Consider the following 16,780-nt stretch of genomic DNA (forward strand, 5'->3'; position numbering starts at 1 on the left):
CAGACGTTTCGCCATTGATCGCGAAGCCACCGTCGCCGGCGGCGATCGCCGAGAGGTCGATCGGCACGTAGACCCGCAGGGACTGCTGCACCGCGTCGGAGGTGTTTCCCGCCGCATCGGTTGCCGTGGCGGTCACGCTGGTGAGTGGCTCAATCACCAAGGTGCCGCTGGTGGGCGTGGCGCTGCCGGTGTCGATGCTCCAGGTGCCGCCGGCTGTTGTGGTGGTGCTGTAGGTGGCGTCGCCGATGGTGAGGGTGATGAGGCTGCCGGGCTCGGCCGTGCCGCTGATCACCGGAGTGGTGTCGGAGGTGCGGTCAGGGGAGGTGATCGCAACGCCCGGTGGTGTGGTGTCTACCGGTGGCTGTGGAGGCTCCGCCGGTGGTGGCGGCTGAGTCGTTGGAGGTGCTGGCGGTGGCGGAGTTGGAGGTTCTGGGGCGGTGAGGTTGGTAACGCTCCTGTTCCTGATGGTTCTCTGGTCGCGGCCATTGCGTGTCTGAATCACCCCCCTCCTCTGATCGCCCCTGGGGTCCCTGTAGCTGAGGGTCACTACCGCATCGGCCTCCACGGCGGAAGCGAGGCTGAGCGTGAGGCGGTTGCCACCGAGCCTGGGCCGACCGGTGACTCTGATGCGCCGCCCGTTGATGCGCACCGTGAACGCACGGCCTCGGAGGCCCCTGGTGTTGGCCCTCCTCCTGAAGCGCAGCACCAGTTGGTTGCCGTTCACCGTGATCGCGGAGACCAAACGGGTGGGCTTCATGGGCTAGCGCTGGAGTGCTTGAGGTTGTTATAGGGCGCCTGAGGATGCCTATCTTGACTTAGGCCTCAATTGAGCAAGCCGAAACCTCTTCTAAAGGTAGCCAGTGATGCAGCGAGTAATAGCGCCAAGGTCTACTCCCTGAGTCGCTGCAGCGATAACAGCCCCGGCGGGGCTGGTGCCTTCAAGGTTCAGGGATGATCAGCGCCCCAACGCCGCAACCAGCGCCTTGAACCTGGCCTGCTGCACTTGATGGTTCACGATCGGCTCGGGGTAGCCGCGCCGCTCCAGGGGGGCGATCGTGCCGCTGATCAGATCGGCCGTGGCCACGTGCCGCAGCTCCGGCAGCCAGGTGCGGATGTAGTGGGCGTCCGGGTCGAACTTGGTGGCCTGGGTGAAGGGGTTGAAGATGCGCAGCGGTTTGGGGTCCATGCCGCTGCTGGCGCTCCACTGCCAGCCGCCGTTGTTGGCGGCCAGGTCGCCATCCACCAGCAGGCCCATGAACTGGCGTTCGCCCCAGCGCCAGTTGCAGATCAGGTCCTTCACCAGGAAGGAGGCCACGATCATGCGGCAGCGGTTGTGCATCCAGCCGCTGGCGTTGAGCTGGCGCATCGCCGCATCCACGATCGGCACGCCGGTGAGGCCGTCGCACCAGGCCTGGAACCGCCCTGCATCGTTCTCCCAGGGGAACCGCTGCCACTGGGCCCGGTAGGGCCCATCGGCCAGCTCGGGGAAATGGAACAGGGCCTGCTGATAGAACTCGCGCCAGGCCAGCTCCTGTTCCCACACTGTGATCGACTGCTCGGCCTCGCTGCTGCGGGCCAGCTGGCGGGCCTGCTGGGCGGCGGCCCAGGCCTGGCGTGGGCTGAGCGTGCCGAACTTCAGCGCCGCGCTCAGCCCGGAGGTGCCGGCCTCGCCGGGCAGGTTGCGGCCCGGCTCGTAGCCCAGCAGCGGCCCGCCATCGCAGAAGGCCTGCAGCTGCTTGAGGGCGGCGGCTTCGCCGGGGCGGCAGGGGCAGAGCTCGGTGCCCTTGAAGCTGTGGGGCAGGTGGAGGCCGGTGTGGGGATCGGGGGGCACGAGCGCCAGCACCCCGTCCGCGCCTTCCAGCAGTGCCGTCAGCTCGGGTGGAGTCAGGTCCTGGAGAGCGGTGGGAGCGTCCACCGGCTCGAGGCCGCCGCTGCTGCTGGGCCGCTGGCCGGAGCGGGTTTCCACCTGGCCGCGCCAGTTGCGCCAGAAGGGGCCATACACCCGGTAGGGATCGCCCTGGCCGGTGCGCAGCGCCTCCGGCGGGATGAGCAGCTGGTCCCAGTCCACCAGCACCCGCTGCCCCTGGCTCTGCAGGACCGCCGCCACCTGCCGGTCGCGCTCGCGTCCGTAGGGCTCCACATCCTTGTTCCAGGCCACCACCGCTGCGCCGAGCTGTCGTGCCAGGGCCGGCAGCACCAGGGCTGGATCGCCGCGCAGCACCAGCAGCCGGCTGCCGGTCTGGCGCCAGCGCTGCTCCAGCTCCCTGAGGCTCTCGGCCAGGAACCACAGCCTGGCGGGGGCCAGGTCCGGCGCCTCCAGCAGGCCGGGATCCAGCACGAACACGCCGGTCACGGCCGGGGTGGCCCGCGCCGCGGCGGCCAGGCCGAGGTTGTCGGCCAGGCGCAGGTCGCGGCGGTGCCAGAACAGCCAGCGCTCAGAAGTCTTCTGCGCTGTAGCCATCAGAGCCCCAGCAGCTGCTTGGCCCGCAGCCAGGCGCTGACGCTCTTGCCATCAAGGTATTCATCGCCGCTGGCCAGGGCCGCCTCCAGCTCATCGGGCTGCAGCAGCAGCACCTCCAGGTCTTCGTCGTCGTCGCCGGCAGGCTGGTCGGTGAGGGCGGTGAGCTGGCGGGCCAGGAAGAGGTGGATCACCTCGTCGGAATAACCGGGGCAGGGCAGCAGGGTGCCGAGCGGATCCCAGCGCTCAGCGCTGTAGCCCGCCTCCTCCTGCAGCTCCCGGCGCATCGTGCTCAAGGGCGTTTCGCCCGGATCCAGGGTGCCGGCGGGGAACTCCAGCAACCGGGTGGCCACCGCGAAGCGGTACTGGCGCAGCAGCACCAGGCGGCCGTCGTCGAGCACCGGCACCGCCAGGGAGGCTCCCGGATGACGAATCACGCCGAAGCTGGCCTCCAGCCCCATGGGCAGGGCCACCCGGTTCACCTCGAAGCGCAGTTTGCGGGCCTGCAGGGTGGCGATGGTGTCGAGATGGCGCGCGGGCTCGGGAGCGGGCAGGGGCGCCATGGCAAGCGAGGTGGGTTGGTCCCCAGCATGGCGCCCGGGGGCCAGCAGCAGCCCTCAGGGTCGTTGCCAGGCCGCCCAGCGCCCGTTGCGGTAGGCCGGCGCCCAGCCTTCGGGCCCGCCCTGCTCGGGGCCGGTGATCAGCACGGTGGCGTTTTGGTCGTCGGCCAGGCGGCCCAGGGCGGCCGGTGGCAAGGCGCCGTAGGCCGCCACCAGCCGATCGCGGGCCGCCCAGCCGCCCAGGCCCTGCCACACTGCGCGCTCGCCGCCGGCGAGGGCCGTGAGGCGCTCAAACCAGGCCTGAATGGCCGCCGCCGATGTGGGGATCTGCTTGAACTGCACAAAGCCGGCCCGCCCCGTCTGCAGGGAGAGGTCTTCAAAGCCGGCGGGGGGCGTCAGCACCAGAGCGCTGCGAAGGGTGTGGCCCCGGATCCAGGCGTACAGCTCCGCCTGCTCCGGGCTGTCCCCGAACTGGCGGGGCCAGCCCGCCGCCGCCGTGGGCAGGTCGCGGGCCAGGCCCCCCAGGCTGATCAGCAGCACCAGCGCCACCACTCCCCCCTGCAGCCGCCGCTGGGTCTGACGGCCCGGCCCCCAGCGGCGCACGGCGCTGGCCAGGGCGGCGGCCAGCAACAGCCACAAGCCCAGCATCTGCAGTGTGTCGGCCAGGCGGAAGGGGTAGAGGCTGAGCAGGGCGTACTGGGGGGCGGCAGGGAGGCGGCTGGCCAGTAGCCCGAGCAGCGCCAGGGGCCAGCTCATCGCCACCCAGAGGGCGAGGTCACGGCTGGCCCTCTGGCACGGGTCGTTCCCCTGCCAACCCCCGCGCCTCCGCCGTGGCCACCCTCCGCCCGCCGCCAGAGCCGCCAGCACGAACAGGCCCAGCACCAGGGCGACGCGGGCCCAGTCGCCGGCCGACCAACTGCCCGGCAGCAGGTGGTGGGGATTGCGCAGCACCACGTAGATCCAGCCGGCGGAGGGAAGGGAAGTGTTGGTGCGCCAGGTGGCTGTGAGGCTGGGCGCCAGCAGCTTCTGGGCCACGGCCAGACCCGCCGGCAGGGCCATCAGAACAGCCCCGGCGCTCCAGCGGCCCAGTCCAGCCCAGCCCAGCCTGCGCCTGGTTCTGGCCTCCAGCACCAGCCTGGCCAGCGCCATCCCCGCCAGCGACACCACGGCGAAGCTCCCCACCAGCAGGTGGAAGGAGCAGGCCAGGCCGCTGTAGAGCCCGCAGCGCCACCAGCGCCGCTGCCGCCAGGCCGCGTAGGCCAGCAGCACGGCGGCGTAGGCGAAGGTTTTCGGCTCGGCGCTGCCCACCATCCACTCGGCGGCCACCACCCCCTGCTGGAGGCTGAACAATCCCGTCGCCAGGGCCGCCAGCGCCGGCGACAGGCCGAGGGGCACGCTGATGCCGGCCAGGGCCCAGGCCCAGATGCCATAGCCCAGCAGCCGCACCAGCAGCGAGCCCGGCCCGAAGCCCAGCAGGGTCACGATCCGCCCGCTCAGCTGCTGGAACAGCCACTGGTAGTTCTGGTTGTTGCTCAGATACCAGTCCGCCGGGATCCAGCCCGGATCCACGGCCTGGCGGGCCAGGGCCAGCTTGCCGGCCTCGTTGTCGTCCAGATTGCCGTCGAACAGGGCCACGGCCGTGATCACCAGGCCGATGGCCAGGGCGCTGCGCCAGCGCGAGGGTGGAAGGAGGCTGGCGATCGGTGGGTGGGGAGCGGCGACTCCATTGAAGAGGGCCGCCGCTGCCCGGGCCGCCTTGCGCGTCAGCTTGGCCAAGGTCCCCCAGGCCAGTGTCTCCAGGGCCAGCGTCACTCCGGCCAGCTCGCCTGGGGGGCCAGCCGCTGTGGCGGTGGGCTGCCATCCTCCGGCAGCTCGGCCAACAGATCGGCCAGCAGCTCGCACACCCGGCGCCCCGCACCGGGCGGCACCAGCTCCGGTGCCAGGGCCGCCAGCGGGGCCAGCACGAAGGCCCGCTCCAGGTAGTGCGGATGGGGCAGCCAGAGGGCGGCGCTCTGGCGCCGATGGCCGCCGCACCAGAGCAGATCGAGATCGAGGCTGCGCGGGCCCCAGGGCTGCAGCCGCTGCCGGCCGAAGGTCGCCTCCAGGCTCTGCAGGGCCAGCAGCAGGGGCAGCGGCTCGCCCTGGTTCGCCCCCGTGGCTGCTCCGTTCCCGGCGGGCCCGCTGGCCAGCAGCACCGCATTGAGATAGGGCGGCTGGCCGGCTGGACCCCCCACGGGAGCGGTGCGGAACAGGGGCGACCAGCGCAGCCGCCAGGGGCCCACCGCCCCGTGCGCTCCCGCCCAGTGCTGCACTACCTGGCCCAGCAGCGGCCGCACCGCCGTGAGCGTGGCCAGCGGGTCGCCGAGGTTGGCCCCCAGGGCGATGGCCGTGCAGGGCCCGGCGGCGCTGGCAGCAGCTGGATTCACCCCGCCTGCTCTCAGGGTTCCCCCAGGAAATCGCGCTTGCCCAGCACCACGCCGTTGTGGCGCAGGATCCCGTAGGCGGTGGTGGTGTGGAAGTAGACGTTGGGCAGCACGAAGCCGGAGAGGAACGGCCAGCCGATCATGGTGATGCTCTGCCCGCGGCCGATCGGCACGCTCACCTCCCGCTCGGCGCTGTCCTCCAGCTGGTTGGGGGCGTAGCCGCCCAGCTCGTTGACGGCGGCCTCGAGGCGCTCGATCAACTGCGCAAAGGTGGTCTCGTCATCGGCCACGGCGACGGCCTCCACGCCGGCGAGGCGGGCCACCCCGCGGCGGGCGATGTCGGCGGCGATCTGCACCTGCCGGGTCAGGGGGAACATGTCCGGGTAGAGGCGGCTGGCCAGCAGCACGGCCGGATCGATGCCGCCGGCCTCGGCGTGCGCTTCGGCCTTGGCCAGCACCGCCGCCAGGTTGGTGAGGGTGCGCTGCAGGGGCGGCACCGCGGCCGCATGCATGGAGAGGGACATGGGACGACCCGGCCGATCAGATGATTTTGAGGCTAAGGGCTGTGCCGCCGTGGTTCTCCCGGCAGGCCCATCGGCGAGACTGGCCTGCCTTCTCCCTATGGCCCGCGCCCCATGGTTGTCAGCGGCTCAGCAGCGTCTCCGGCCCCGGCCGGCCAGGGTGCTGATCGCTCCTTCCCGCTGGCGGCGATCACCGGCCACGGCACCCTCAAGCTCGCCCTGCTGCTGGCCGCCGTGGATCCCGGCCTCGGCGGCGTGGTGATCGCCGGCGGTCGCGGCACGGGCAAGTCGGTGCTGGCCCGGGGCCTGCACGCCCTGCTGCCGCCCATCGACGTGCTCGATCTGGGCGGCGCGGCGGTGCAGGCCCTCAACGTGGATCCCCAGCGTCCCGACGACTGGAACGAGGCCGTGCGCGAGCGGCTGCAGCAGCTGGGCGCCGACCCCAGCGGCCGCGACACCCAGGCCCTGCTGCCCACCCGCGTCATCCCCGCCCCCTTCGTGCAGGTGCCGCTGGGCGTCACCGAAGACCGGCTGCTGGGCTCGGTGGATGTGGCCGCCTCCCTGGCCAGCGGCCAGGCGGTGTTCCAGCCGGGGCTGCTGGCCGAGGCCCACCGTGGCGTGGTGTACGTGGATGAGCTCAACCTGCTCGACGACGGCATCACCAACCTGCTGCTGGCGGCGGTGGGCAGCGGCGAGAACCGCATCGAGCGCGAGGGCCTCAGCCTGGCCCACCCCTGCCGCTGCCTGCTGATCGCCACCTTCAACCCCGAGGAGGGGGCGGTGCGCGACCACCTGCTCGATCGCTTCGCCATCTGCCTCAGTGCCAACCAGGCGCTGGAGCTGGAGCAGCGGGTGGCCATCACCCGCTCCGCCCTCGACCATGCCGAGTCGGGCCAGGACTTCCGGGGCCGCTGGCAGGAGGAGACCGACGCCCTCGCCACCCAGCTGCTGCTGGCCCGCCAGTGGCTGCCCGATGTGCAGATCAGCCGCGAGCAGATCGCCTACCTGGTGACCGAGGCCGTGCGCGGCGGTGTGGAGGGCCACCGCTCCGAGCTCTACGCCGTGCGCGTCGCCCGCGCCCATGCGGCCCTCAGTGGCCGCGATCGCGTTGAGGCCGACGACCTGCAGGTGGCCGTGCGGCTGGTGATCGCTCCGCGGGCCCTGCAGCTGCCGCCCCCCGATCCCGACCAGCCCCTGGAGCCGCCGCCGCCACCGCCGCCCCAGGGCGAGCAGCCGCCGGAGCAGCCGCCCGAACCCGACCAGAGCGAGCCGGAGCCCGAGGACGACAGTGATCCTGAGCAGCCCGACCAGGACGACGACACCCCCGAGGACCAGGCGCCCCCCTCGGTGCCGGAGGAGTTCATGCTCGATCCCGAGGCCGTGGCCATTGATCCCGAGCTGCTGCTCTTCGGTGCCGCCAAGGCCCGCTCCGGCGGCAGCGGCAGCAGGGCCGTGGTGTTCAGCGACTCCCGCGGCCGCTACGTGAAGCCGATGCTGCCCCGCGGTCCGGTGAAGCGCATCGCCGTGGATGCCACCCTGCGGGCCGCGGCCCCCTATCAGAAGAGCCGCCGCGAGCGCCAGCCCCACCGCAAGGTGGTGGTGGAGGACGGCGACCTGCGGGCCAAGCAACTGCAGCGCAAGGCCGGTGCCCTGGTGATCTTCCTGGTGGATGCCAGCGGCTCGATGGCCCTCAACCGCATGCAGAGCGCCAAGGGTGCCGTGATCCGGCTGCTCACCGAGGCCTACGAAAACCGCGACGAAGTCGCCCTGATCCCCTTCCGCGGCGAGCAGGCCGAGGTGCTGCTGCCGCCCACCCGCTCGATCACTGCCGCCCGCCGCCGGCTCGAAGCGATGGCCTGCGGCGGCGGCTCACCCCTGGCCCACGGCCTCTCCCAGGCGGCGCGGGTGGGGGCCAACGCCCTGGCCACGGGCGACCTGGGCCAGGTGGTGGTGGTGGCGATCACCGATGGCCGCGGCAACGTGCCCCTGGGCCGCTCCCTGGGGCAGCCGGAGCTGGAGGGGGAGGAGCCGGTGGACCTCAAGGAGGAGGTGAAGCAGGTGGCCAGCCGCTACCGCGCCCTCGGCCTCAAGCTGCTGGTGATCGACACCGAGCGCAAGTTCATCGGCAGCGGCATGGGCAAGGAGCTGGCTGAGGCGGCCGGCGGCAAGTATGTGCAGCTGCCCAAGGCCAGCGATCAGGCCATCGCCGCCATCGCCATGGAGGCGATCAACGCGGTGTAGGCATCGGGAAGGCCTCGGGAGCCTGCTCCGGAGCGTTCGGACGCCGCTGGGATCCGCGGCCGTGCCGCGCTTTGCCGCCGCCGGTGGCCGGCCCTGCAGCAGGCTCCCTGGCGGCAGCGGTGCCCTCTGCGCCAGCCTCCTCTGCAGCAGTCTTGTTGCGGGCAGCCTTGTCACGGGCGGCGCCCGTCTGGGCGGGGTAGAGCTCCTCAAAGAACTTGCCCAGGCCTACGGTCACGTTGCGCAGCCCATCCATAAAGCGGGGATCGGAGGTGAGCTGGTTCACATCGCCGCCCACCGCATCCCAGCGGGCCGTGAGCTGCTCGGCGTTGCTCACCGTCTGCTGCAGTTCCGCCACGGTCTTGGGATTGTCCAGGGCCGCCATCAGCCGCCGCAGATGGGCCGAGCTGGCATTGAGGTTGGCGATGGTGGGCTGGGTCTCCTGCACCGAGCGGTCGAGGCTGCTCACCAGCGATTCCCCTTTGCCCACAAGCACCTGGCCGTCCTTGAGGAAGGCGGTGGCCTCCCTGGAGGTCTGGTCCACGCTCGTGGCCACAGCGGCCAACTTCTCGATCAACTGCTCCCGGTCGCCCTGCTCCAGCAGCTGCTGCATCAGGTTGGTCACCGTGGAGAGGCTGGCGGCCTCACTGCCTGTGATCGACGAGCCGTCGCAGAGCATCTCCTGGCGTGGACAGTCTGGCGCTCGGGGCGGCGGCGCCGAGTCGTTCGGTGCTGGTCCGGTGCTGATCAGAGACACCTGGGCCTCGCCGCCCAGCAGCGACCCCTGCACCACCTCCGCCCTCACCGGCAGGGAGAGCCTCAGGCTGGAATTGGTGATCTCCAGGTCGGCCTCCACAGCCCCCGGGGTGACGCGCACGGAGCGCACGCTGCCCACCATCACCCCCCGATACACCACCGGAGAGCGGGCGGCCAGGCCCGAAGCCTGCTGAAAGCTGGCCTTGAGTGTCCAGAACTGACGGGTGAGGGAGAGGCCCCGCAGCCAGAAGGAGAAGCCCACTGCTGAGACGATCGCCCCCAATAGGGAGAATCCCACAATCGCCTCGCGCACGGTTCGGCGCATTGGTCAGGCCTCTGCCGGCTGGATAGGTCCGCGCAGGCTACCGCTCCTGAACTGCACCACATAGGGATTGTCCGTGCGGCGGTAGGCCTCAAGGTCGCCGGCCCAGCGAAAAATACCGTCGTAGAGCATCACGATTTGGCCTCCGGTGCGCTCGATCGTGCTGTGCACGTGGCTCACCACCACGGAGCTGGCCCGGGCCACGGCCGTGGTGCGCACGATCAGATCCTCGATGCGGGTGCAGGCCACCGGATCAAGCCCGGCCGTGGGTTCATCGAACAGCAGCAAGGGCATCTGGGACGAATCCAGCAGTTGGGGAGCCGGAATCAGGGCGCGGGCAAAGCTGACGCGCTTCTGCATGCCACCGCTCAGTTCCCCAGGCAGACGCTCCTCGATCCCGCCCAGCCCCACAGCTTCGAGGGCTTCCGCCACACGCTGGCGGATGTCGCTCTCCTTGAGACGGCCGTAGCGGTAGAGCAGAAAGCCCACGTTTTCCCGCACCGTGAGCGAACCCAACAGGGCTGGGTTCTGGAACACCAGCCGCACGTCGGGGGGGTTCTCCTGGTCGATGCGCAGGTAGGTCTGGGGCTCGCCGTGCAGCAGCAGGGTGCCGCTGCTGGGCATCAGCAGGCCCGCCAGCAACCGCAGGATCGTTGACTTGCCCGCTCCGGAAGGCCCCACCACCACCAGCTGCTCGCCGGGCTGCAGGCTGAGGTTCACGCCATTCAGCACCGTGGTGCTGCCCCAGCGCATGCTGAGGTTGCGGAGTTCGGCCAGGGGTGGAGCTGGGCAGTCCAGCGGCGGCAACGCGATCAGTCCCCATTCTCGCGCCTGCGGGTCCAACTACAGTGAACTGGCTCCGTGAGCACAGTCCCACGCCTTCGCCTCCCCCTGCGCCGGCTTCCAGGCCGCGGCGGACCCGCCGGCTCAGACCACGGGCCAGCTGGGTTGGCCGGGGTGAACTGCGCCAGCGCGACCTGGTGAGCCGTTCGCGGCGGGCCGTGCGCTGGCTGCAGCCAGGTCTGGTGGTGAAGCGCTGGGTGCTCACCTCCGGTCTGGGCCTGTTGATCGCCCTGCTGGGTGCTGCGGTGTGGGCCGATCTGCAGCCGATCTACTGGACCATCGCCGGTATCCAGTGGTTGCTCAAGAACCTCACCACGGTGCTGCCGAGGGGGATCACCGGGCCGTTGGTCCTGGCGATCGGCGCCGCCCTGATCTGGCTGGGCCAGAGCCGCAGCTTCGGCACCATCCAGCAGGCCCTCGCCCCAGACCGCGGCACCCATCTGGTGGATGCCCTGGCCGCCCAGGGCCGCCTGAACCGGGGCCCCAGCATCGTGGCCGTGGGCGGCGGTACCGGCCTCTCCACCCTGCTCAGTGGCCTCAAGCGCTACAGCAGCAACCTCACCGCCATCGTGACGGTGGCCGATGACGGCGGCAGCAGCGGTGTGCTGCGCCGCGAACTGGGCGTGCAGCCCCCCGGCGACATCCGCAACTGCCTGGCCGCCCTGGCCAGGGAGGAGCCCCTGCTCACCCGGCTGTTCCAGTACCGCTTCCAGGCGGGTGCTGGGCTGGAGGGCCACAGCTTCGGCAACCTCTTCCTCTCGGCCCTCACGGCGATCACAGGCAGTCTCGAGTCGGCGATCACCGCCAGCAGCCGGGTGCTGGCGGTGCAGGGCCAGGTGGTGCCCGCCACCAATGCCGACGTGCGTCTCTGGGCGGAGCTGGAGAGCGGCGAGCGGATCGAGGGTGAATCGGCGATCGGCCATGCCCAGAGCCCGATCGTGCGCTTGGGCTGCTCGCCCGAGCACCCACCGGCCCTGCCTCGGGCGATCGAGGCCATCGCCCACGCCGACCTGATCGTGCTCGGCCCCGGCAGCCTCTACACCTCGCTGCTCCCAAACCTGCTGGTGCCTGAGCTGGTGGCGGCGATCGCCCGCAGCAAGGCGCCCCGCCTCTACATCTGCAACCTGATGACCCAGCCCGGCGAGACGGACCGCCTCGATGTGGAGGGTCATCTGCGGGCGATCGAGGCCCAGCTGGCCAGCCTCGGCGTCGAGCGGCGCCTGTTCAATGCCGTGCTGGCCCAGGAGGATCTGGAGGACACGCCCTTGCTGGATCGCTACCGCCAGAAAGGTGCCGAGCCCGTCCGCTGCGATGCCCGCAAGCTGCAGCGCCAGGGTTACCAGGTGATGCAGGCGCCCCTGCAGGGCGCGCGCCCCACCGCCACCCTGCGCCACGACCCCCGCAGCCTGGCGGTGGCGGTGATGCGCTTCTATCGCAGCTGCCGCGGCAGCCTGCGGCCGGTGAGTGCACTTCGCCCCGCCCCGCCCCGCGACTCCTGATCGCCCCGTCCTCGGAGGCCCAGGGATCCTGCCCAGAGCCAGGTAGCCTCCGCCCATGGCGGTTTCCGACCAGCACTTCCTGCACCTGCCCGGCCACCACCTGCTCTACGGGCGCGTGCCCAAGGCGGCCAACAGCAGCGTCAAGGCAGCTCTGACCCGACTGATCCGGCCAGAGCTGCAGCGCAGCCGCCGCGGCCTGGGGCAGCGGTTGCTGCGGGCTGTGCGGCCCCAGCGCTCCTGGCAATCCCACTCCTCCCAGGTCGACCAGTTCTGGGATCTGCTGCCGAGCACGATCGCCCGCCCCGTTGACCGGGCCACGGCCAGGCAGCTGCGGGTTCACTGCTTCAGCTTCGCGCTTGTGCGCAACCCCTTTGATCGCCTGCTCTCGGCCTACAACAACAAGGTGATCGAAAACCCCAGCTGCACGTCCCGGCTGCGGGCCATCGGCGTGGAGCGGGGCATGGCGCTGCCCGAGTTCATCGAGCGCATCTGCGCGGCGGAGTCGGCCGATCTGGACGTCCACGTGCTGCCCCAGTCGGAGATCCTCTGCCTAGGCAGGGAGCTCCTGCCCACCTGGGTGGGCTACGCCGAGAGCCTTCAGTTGCACTGGCCCTTCCTGGTGCAGCGGGCCCGTCGCGCCGGAGTGCCCGGCCTGATGCGGCAACTGCCCGACAAGAACAGCAGGCGTCAGGGCCAGAGCACGGATCTGGAGCAGCTGCTGGCCCAACCGCAGCTCGTGCGGCTGCTGCGCCAGCGCTATGCCGACGACTTCAGCATTTTTTACCCCTGGCTGGCCCAAGGGCCGCTGAGCGTGGCGCAGGTGCGGCAGGGAGGCCCGCGCCGACCGCGCCATTTCATGGCGGCTCAGTAGGCGTCCTGCATCTCGTAGAAGTCAGGCTGCACGTAGTCCTTGCGCAGCGGCCAGCCCTTCCAGTCTTCCGGCATCAGCAGCCGCTTGGGATGGGGATGGCCTTCGAACTGGATGCCGTACATGTCAAAGGTCTCGCGCTCCTGCCAGTCGGCGCCGCGGAACAGGCCGTAGAGGGTGGGGATGGTGAGGGCCCCGTCGCGGAGAAGGAACACCTTGAGGCGCACCTCCTGGGGCCGCACCTCGGCGGGCAGCTTGGCCTGACCGGCGCAGCTGTCGGCGAGACAGCCCAGCTTGACCAGGTGATAGAAGCTCACCAGGCGCCCGCCAGGCCCTTCGTCATAGCCGCCCTGACATTGCAGGTAGTCGAAGCCATCGGCCTTGAGGGCGGTGGCCAGCAGGGGCAGGAAGGCCGGCTCCACGCCGATCACCTCGACGCCGAGGTGGTCTGGGGGCAGAGCCTCGTGCTCGAAGCCCTGGCTCCGCAGCCACTGGCTCACCGGCCCGGGTTCCACGGTCGCGAGGGCCTCAGGGGCGGGGGTGGACTCAGGCATCGCTCGACTCGGCGGTGGGGAGGGTGCTGTCAGCAGCGGCCACGGGCACGGTGGCGGCAGGATCGGCCTCGAGGCTGCCCAGGGGCAGGCCGGCAGCGGCGGCCAGGGCGCGGCGCTGGGTTTCGGCAGCCAAATAGGCGCCGGTGACGATCGGCTCCACGGGCGTCATCTGGTGGGCAACAGTGCAGTAGCGATGGGTGGGCCGCAGATTGCCCCGCTCGGCCAGGGCCTCATTGCCCACCTTTTTGCGCAGCTTGATCACCGCGTCGAAGATGGCCTCTGGACGGGGCGGGCAGCCGGGCAGGTAGAGATCCACAGGAATCAGCTTGTCGACACCCCGCACCGCCGTGGTGGAGTCGGCGGAGAACATGCCACCGGTGATCGTGCAGGCGCCCATGGCGATCACGTACTTCGGCTCAGGCATCTGCTCGTAGAGGCGCACCAAGGCCGGACCCATCTTCATGGTGACCGTGCCGGCCACGATCAGCAGGTCGGCCTGGCGCGGCGAGGAGCGGGGCACCAGACCGAAGCGGTCGAAGTCGAAGCGGGAGCCGATCAGGGCGGCGAACTCGATGAAGCAGCAGGCCGTGCCGTAGAGCAGGGGCCAGAGGCTGCTGAGCCGGGCCCAGTTGTGCAGGTCGTCGAGGGTCGTGAGAATCACGTTTTCCGACAGGCCCGAGGTGACGGCCGGGTTGCCGACGGGGCCGCAACTGGCGGCACGCACGTCGCGCAGAGCATCGATGCTCGGGCTGGTCTGGGGGGTGATGGTCATGGGTTCCGTCAGCTCCACTCGAGGGCGCCTTTGCGCCAGGCATAGGCCAGGGCCACCACAAGGATGGCAATGAACACCAGGGCTTCAATGAAGGCCAGGAGCCCCAGCCGATGGAAGGCCACCGCCCAGGGATACAGAAACACGGTCTCCACGTCGAAGATCACGAAGACCAGGGCAAACATGTAATAGCGGATGTTGAACTGAATCCAGGCCCCGCCTATGGGCTCCATGCCTGATTCGTAGGTGATCTCCCGCTCGCCACCTCTGCTGGTGGGCGAGAGCAACTTGTTGGCGACAAGGGCGAGCACGGGAACGGCGGCCGAAATCAGCAGAAAGCCGAGGAAGGCGTCGTAGCCGGAGAGCACGAACATGGAGGCGAGCCCAACGTGCGGCGCAGTCTGGCATCTGCAGCCGTAAAGCCACGGCTTCGGCCGCTGCACAGTTCCTAGAGTCAGCATCCCCTGCCCGACTCCGGTGACCGACGAGATCACTCCTCAGGGGCAGGAGATCCCTGCCCAGCAGCCGCCTGAGCCGGCCGCCGTCGCTCCGCTGGCGGTTCCGGCCCCACAGGGCGCGGTTCCCGGGGAGCGGACAGCTGGTCAGCCAGCGCCGCTGCCGGAGCAAGAGCCGGAACAGCAGGGGCTCCAGGTGGCTGTGGTCGATGACCCCGCCGATGATCCCGACAGCCACCGCTTCGAGTGCCGCAGCTGTGGTTTCGTCTACGACCCGGCCGAGGGCGTCAAGAAACTGGCGATTGCCGCCGGTACGCCCTTTTCAGGCCTCGACCCCGTCTCCTTTCGCTGCCCCGTGTGCCGCAGCAAGGTGGGGGCCTTCAAGGACATCGGCCCGCGCAGCAAGCCCAGCGGCTTTGAGGAAAACCTCAACTTCGGCCTCGGGGTCAATCGGCTCACCCCGGGGCAGAAGAATGTGCTCATCTTCGGGGGATTCGCCCTGGCCTTCGCCTTTTTCCTCTCCCTCTATTCCCTGCGTTGATGCCCGCGCCGATGAACCGCTCCTCCTCCAGCTCCCTTCTCCGCCCCCGCCTTCTCTCCTCGCTGTGCTCTCTGCTGCTGGTGCTGGGGATCAGCCTGGGGCTGGGGGGCTGCGTCACCACCGGCCTGGCCCGCACGGTCGACAGTCCCTGGGAGTCCGTACCCCTCAACACCACGGCCAACCCGCTGGCCGTGGCTTTCTCCGACGCCGACCACGGCTTTCTGGTGGGCAGCAACAGGCTGATCCTGGAAACCAACGACGGTGGTGCCAGCTGGGAGGAGCGGGCCCTCGACCTGCCCGAGGAGGAGAACTTCCGCCTGATCAGCATCGACTTCCGCGGCGACGAGGGCTGGATCGTGGGCCAGCCGGGACTGCTGTTGCACAGCTCCGATGCCGGCAGTAACTGGAGCCGGCTGTTTCTCGACACCAAGCTGCCCGGTGAGCCCTACCTGGTCACCGCCCTGGGTCGGGACACGGCCGAACTGGCCACCAGCGTGGGAGCCATCTATGACACCAGCGACGGCGGTGCCAGCTGGCAGGCCCGGGTGGGGGATGCGGCCGGCGCCGTGCGCGAGCTGCGCCGCAGCCCCGATGGCCGTTACGTGAGCGTCAGCAGCCTGGGCAATTTCTTCTCCACCTGGAATCCAGGCCAGGAGGTGTGGCAGGTGCACCAGCGGGTGAGCAGCCAGCGTCTCCAGACCATCGGCTTCAGCCCTGACGGCAACCTCTGGATGCTGGCCCGCGGCGCCCAGATCCGCTTCGGCAGCGATCCCGCCGACCCCGAGCAGTGGAGCAAGCCGGTGATCCCGATCACCAATGGCTACGGCTACCTCGACATGGCCTGGGACCCCCGCGGGGCGATCTGGACCGGCGGCGGCAGCGGCACTCTGCTGGTGAGCAGCGACGACGGCCGCAGCTGGCAGCAGGACCCGGTAGGCGCCCAGGAGCCCTCCAACTTCACCCGCATCGTGTTCAGCCGGGACGGCAGCAAGGGCTTCGTGCTGGGCGAGCGCGGCTCCCTGCTGCGCTGGGTGGGCTGAAGGACGGCCCGGGATCCAGCGGCGATTCTCAGGCTCGCCAACTTCTGTAACCAAGGGGGACGGCCGCTCCCGCAGGGCCAGAGCCTCCCCCTAGGATCGCCGGGCTGAACGCTTGTCGCTATGGCTGCCGGCTCTACAGGGGAACGCCCGTTCTTCGAAATCATCACCAGCATTCGCTACTGGGTGATCCACGCGGTCACCCTGCCAGCGATCTTCCTTGCTGGTTTCCTGTTCGTGTCCACCGGCCTGGCCTATGACGCCTTCGGCACGCCTCGCCCTGACGCCTATTTCCAGGCCCAGGAGAGCAAGGCTCCCGTCGTGAGCCAGCGCTACGAGGGCAAGAGCCAGCTTGACCTGCGTCTGCCATAAACCTCCATGACCCAGTCTCCCGTCTCGACCACGCCGCGCAACTACCCGATCTTCACGGTGCGCTGGCTCTCCGTTCACGCCCTGGGCATTCCCACGGTGTTCTTTCTGGGGGCTCTGGCGGCCATGCAGTTCATCCGTCGCTGAGGTCCACTGCCATGCAACGCAACCCGAACCCCAACAACCTGCCGGTTGAGCTCAACCGCACCAGCCTTTACCTGGGGCTGCTGCTGGTTTTCGTCACCGGTGTGCTGTTCACCAGCTACTTCTTCAACTGATCCGGAGGGCACCCCATGAGCGGCAAGAAATCCAACATCCCTGACGGCCGGATCCCGGATCGCCTGCCTGATGGTCGTCCGGCTGTGGCCTGGCGCTCCCGCTGGACAGCAGGTGTGCTGCCCCTGTGGCTGGTGGCCACTGCCGGTGGCATGGCCGTGATCTTCGTGGTGGGCCTGTTCTTCTACGGCTCCTACACCGGCGTCGGTTCTGCCTGAACCCTGGCCTGAACTCCGGCCCAAGCCATCCCCAGCGATGCCTCTTCCCCGGTGGACAGCCCGGCTGTCACCG

20 protein-coding genes are annotated in these 16,780 nt (G+C 70.0%); 9 read left to right on the forward strand and 11 right to left on the reverse strand.

Annotation, left to right across the window (positions count from 1 at the left end; translation table 11 throughout):
* The 6 genes from ACWJIO_RS09810 to ACWJIO_RS09835 all read right to left on the reverse strand — a co-directional run.
* A partial coding sequence (locus tag ACWJIO_RS09810) for a SwmB domain-containing protein (RefSeq protein ID WP_480313190.1) occupies window positions 1-757 on the reverse strand: 757 nt, incomplete at its 3' end.
* 198 nt (window positions 758-955) lie between these two features.
* Window positions 956-2,461: an FAD-binding domain-containing protein gene (locus tag ACWJIO_RS09815; RefSeq protein ID WP_480313191.1), complete on the reverse strand. Its 1,506-nt coding sequence runs from the start codon at window positions 2,459-2,461 to the stop codon at window positions 956-958.
* Window positions 2,461-3,021, reverse strand: coding sequence for an NUDIX hydrolase (locus tag ACWJIO_RS09820; protein ID WP_480313192.1), 561 nt, complete (start codon window positions 3,019-3,021; stop codon window positions 2,461-2,463). Before ACWJIO_RS09820 ends, ACWJIO_RS09815 begins: the two co-directional genes overlap by 1 nt.
* Before the next feature lie 54 nt (window positions 3,022-3,075).
* Window positions 3,076-4,794: a DUF6798 domain-containing protein gene (locus ACWJIO_RS09825; protein ID WP_480313193.1), complete on the reverse strand. Its 1,719-nt coding sequence runs from the start codon at window positions 4,792-4,794 to the stop codon at window positions 3,076-3,078.
* 32 nt (window positions 4,795-4,826) lie between these two features.
* Window positions 4,827-5,444, reverse strand: coding sequence for a 2-amino-4-hydroxy-6-hydroxymethyldihydropteridine diphosphokinase (folK, locus tag ACWJIO_RS09830; RefSeq protein ID WP_480313194.1), 618 nt, complete (start codon window positions 5,442-5,444; stop codon window positions 4,827-4,829).
* An 11-nt stretch (window positions 5,445-5,455) separates the two neighbouring features.
* A complete protein-coding gene (locus ACWJIO_RS09835; protein WP_186697443.1) occupies window positions 5,456-5,965 on the reverse strand; it encodes a DUF1993 domain-containing protein in 510 nt (169 codons plus the stop codon).
* 111 nt (window positions 5,966-6,076) lie between these two features.
* On the opposite strand from ACWJIO_RS09835, the gene bchD reads away from it, so the two are divergent.
* The gene (gene bchD, locus ACWJIO_RS09840) at window positions 6,077-8,203 is read left to right on the forward strand and encodes a magnesium chelatase ATPase subunit D (RefSeq protein ID WP_480313195.1); all 2,127 of its coding nucleotides are present in this window, start codon (window positions 6,077-6,079) and stop codon (window positions 8,201-8,203) included.
* Here bchD and ACWJIO_RS09845 read toward each other — a convergent pair.
* On the reverse strand, window positions 8,190-9,281 hold the full coding sequence (locus tag ACWJIO_RS09845) for an MlaD family protein (RefSeq protein WP_480313196.1): 1,092 nt from the start codon (window positions 9,279-9,281) through the stop codon (window positions 8,190-8,192). The genes bchD and ACWJIO_RS09845 overlap by 14 nt on opposite strands.
* Before the next feature lie 3 nt (window positions 9,282-9,284).
* Window positions 9,285-10,031 (reverse strand): ABC transporter ATP-binding protein, encoded by a 747-nt coding sequence (locus tag ACWJIO_RS09850; protein WP_480313373.1) that lies wholly within the window; start codon window positions 10,029-10,031, stop codon window positions 9,285-9,287.
* A 227-nt stretch (window positions 10,032-10,258) separates the two neighbouring features.
* Here ACWJIO_RS09850 and ACWJIO_RS09855 point away from each other — a divergent pair, with 227 nt between their 5' ends.
* Both ACWJIO_RS09855 and ACWJIO_RS09860 read left to right on the forward strand, forming a co-directional pair.
* Window positions 10,259-11,620 carry a gluconeogenesis factor YvcK family protein gene (locus ACWJIO_RS09855; protein WP_480313197.1) on the forward strand — a complete coding sequence of 454 codons (1,362 nt, stop codon included), beginning with the start codon at window positions 10,259-10,261 and terminating at the stop codon, window positions 11,618-11,620.
* A 55-nt stretch (window positions 11,621-11,675) separates the two neighbouring features.
* Window positions 11,676-12,491 (forward strand): sulfotransferase family protein, encoded by an 816-nt coding sequence (locus ACWJIO_RS09860; RefSeq protein ID WP_480313198.1) that lies wholly within the window; start codon window positions 11,676-11,678, stop codon window positions 12,489-12,491.
* Here the strand turns inward: ACWJIO_RS09860 and ACWJIO_RS09865 are convergent.
* Genes ACWJIO_RS09865 through ndhC form a run of 3 tightly spaced genes read right to left on the reverse strand, consistent with a single transcriptional unit; the run spans window position 12,485 to window position 14,185 of the window.
* Window positions 12,485-13,042, reverse strand: coding sequence for an NAD(P)H-quinone oxidoreductase subunit J (locus ACWJIO_RS09865; RefSeq protein ID WP_480313199.1), 558 nt, complete (start codon window positions 13,040-13,042; stop codon window positions 12,485-12,487). The two genes, ACWJIO_RS09860 and ACWJIO_RS09865, sit on opposite strands and share 7 nt — an antisense overlap.
* The gene (gene nuoB, locus ACWJIO_RS09870; protein WP_480313200.1) at window positions 13,035-13,814 is read right to left on the reverse strand and encodes an NADH-quinone oxidoreductase subunit NuoB; all 780 of its coding nucleotides are present in this window, start codon (window positions 13,812-13,814) and stop codon (window positions 13,035-13,037) included. The genes ACWJIO_RS09865 and nuoB overlap by 8 nt, the downstream gene beginning before the upstream one ends.
* A gap of 8 nt (window positions 13,815-13,822) precedes the next feature.
* Window positions 13,823-14,185: a photosynthetic/respiratory NAD(P)H-quinone oxidoreductase subunit C gene (gene ndhC / locus ACWJIO_RS09875; protein ID WP_186697425.1), complete on the reverse strand. Its 363-nt coding sequence runs from the start codon at window positions 14,183-14,185 to the stop codon at window positions 13,823-13,825.
* Window positions 14,186-14,288: 103 nt separating this feature from the next.
* Here ndhC and ACWJIO_RS09880 point away from each other — a divergent pair, with 103 nt between their 5' ends.
* The 6 genes from ACWJIO_RS09880 (at window position 14,289) to ACWJIO_RS09905 (ending at window position 16,707) form a co-directional block, all read left to right on the forward strand.
* Window positions 14,289-14,807 carry a rubredoxin gene (locus ACWJIO_RS09880; RefSeq protein ID WP_480313201.1) on the forward strand — a complete coding sequence of 173 codons (519 nt, stop codon included), beginning with the start codon at window positions 14,289-14,291 and terminating at the stop codon, window positions 14,805-14,807.
* Window positions 14,808-14,818: 11 nt separating this feature from the next.
* Complete coding sequence (locus tag ACWJIO_RS09885) at window positions 14,819-15,847, forward strand: photosynthesis system II assembly factor Ycf48 (protein ID WP_480313202.1); 1,029 nt, start codon at window positions 14,819-14,821, stop codon at window positions 15,845-15,847.
* Window positions 15,848-15,967: 120 nt separating this feature from the next.
* Complete coding sequence (gene psbE, locus ACWJIO_RS09890) at window positions 15,968-16,216, forward strand: cytochrome b559 subunit alpha (RefSeq protein ID WP_186697419.1); 249 nt, start codon at window positions 15,968-15,970, stop codon at window positions 16,214-16,216.
* Window positions 16,217-16,222: 6 nt separating this feature from the next.
* Complete coding sequence (psbF, locus tag ACWJIO_RS09895) at window positions 16,223-16,360, forward strand: cytochrome b559 subunit beta (protein WP_006909199.1); 138 nt, start codon at window positions 16,223-16,225, stop codon at window positions 16,358-16,360.
* Between the two features lie 11 nt (window positions 16,361-16,371).
* On the forward strand, window positions 16,372-16,491 hold the full coding sequence (psbL, locus tag ACWJIO_RS09900; RefSeq protein WP_186697418.1) for a photosystem II reaction center protein PsbL: 120 nt from the start codon (window positions 16,372-16,374) through the stop codon (window positions 16,489-16,491).
* Window positions 16,492-16,506: 15 nt separating this feature from the next.
* On the forward strand, window positions 16,507-16,707 hold the full coding sequence (locus ACWJIO_RS09905; RefSeq protein ID WP_186697417.1) for a photosystem II reaction center protein J: 201 nt from the start codon (window positions 16,507-16,509) through the stop codon (window positions 16,705-16,707).
* The last annotated feature ends 73 nt before the right edge of the window (window positions 16,708-16,780 follow it).

It is taken from the genome of Paraciimarium castrense LEGE 11436 (assembly GCF_056633055.1).

Coding starts and splice junctions, on each gene's coding strand:
- ACWJIO_RS09885 (WP_480313202.1), top strand. CDS start 14,819: ATGAACCGCTCCTCCTCCAGCTCCCTTCTCCGCCCCCGCCTTCTCTCC.
- ndhC (WP_186697425.1), bottom strand. CDS start 14,185: ATGTTCGTGCTCTCCGGCTACGACGCCTTCCTCGGCTTTCTGCTGATT.
- ACWJIO_RS09820 (WP_480313192.1), bottom strand. CDS start 3,021: ATGGCGCCCCTGCCCGCTCCCGAGCCCGCGCGCCATCTCGACACCATC.
- psbF (WP_006909199.1), top strand. CDS start 16,223: ATGACCCAGTCTCCCGTCTCGACCACGCCGCGCAACTACCCGATCTTC.
- psbE (WP_186697419.1), top strand. CDS start 15,968: ATGGCTGCCGGCTCTACAGGGGAACGCCCGTTCTTCGAAATCATCACC.
- ACWJIO_RS09845 (WP_480313196.1), bottom strand. CDS start 9,281: ATGCGCCGAACCGTGCGCGAGGCGATTGTGGGATTCTCCCTATTGGGG.
- nuoB (WP_480313200.1), bottom strand. CDS start 13,814: ATGACCATCACCCCCCAGACCAGCCCGAGCATCGATGCTCTGCGCGAC.
- ACWJIO_RS09850 (WP_480313373.1), bottom strand. CDS start 10,031: ATGCGCTGGGGCAGCACCACGGTGCTGAATGGCGTGAACCTCAGCCTG.
- psbL (WP_186697418.1), top strand. CDS start 16,372: ATGCAACGCAACCCGAACCCCAACAACCTGCCGGTTGAGCTCAACCGC.
- ACWJIO_RS09905 (WP_186697417.1), top strand. CDS start 16,507: ATGAGCGGCAAGAAATCCAACATCCCTGACGGCCGGATCCCGGATCGC.
- ACWJIO_RS09815 (WP_480313191.1), bottom strand. CDS start 2,461: ATGGCTACAGCGCAGAAGACTTCTGAGCGCTGGCTGTTCTGGCACCGC.
- ACWJIO_RS09860 (WP_480313198.1), top strand. CDS start 11,676: ATGGCGGTTTCCGACCAGCACTTCCTGCACCTGCCCGGCCACCACCTG.
- bchD (WP_480313195.1), top strand. CDS start 6,077: ATGGTTGTCAGCGGCTCAGCAGCGTCTCCGGCCCCGGCCGGCCAGGGT.
- ACWJIO_RS09835 (WP_186697443.1), bottom strand. CDS start 5,965: ATGTCCCTCTCCATGCATGCGGCCGCGGTGCCGCCCCTGCAGCGCACC.
- ACWJIO_RS09865 (WP_480313199.1), bottom strand. CDS start 13,042: ATGCCTGAGTCCACCCCCGCCCCTGAGGCCCTCGCGACCGTGGAACCC.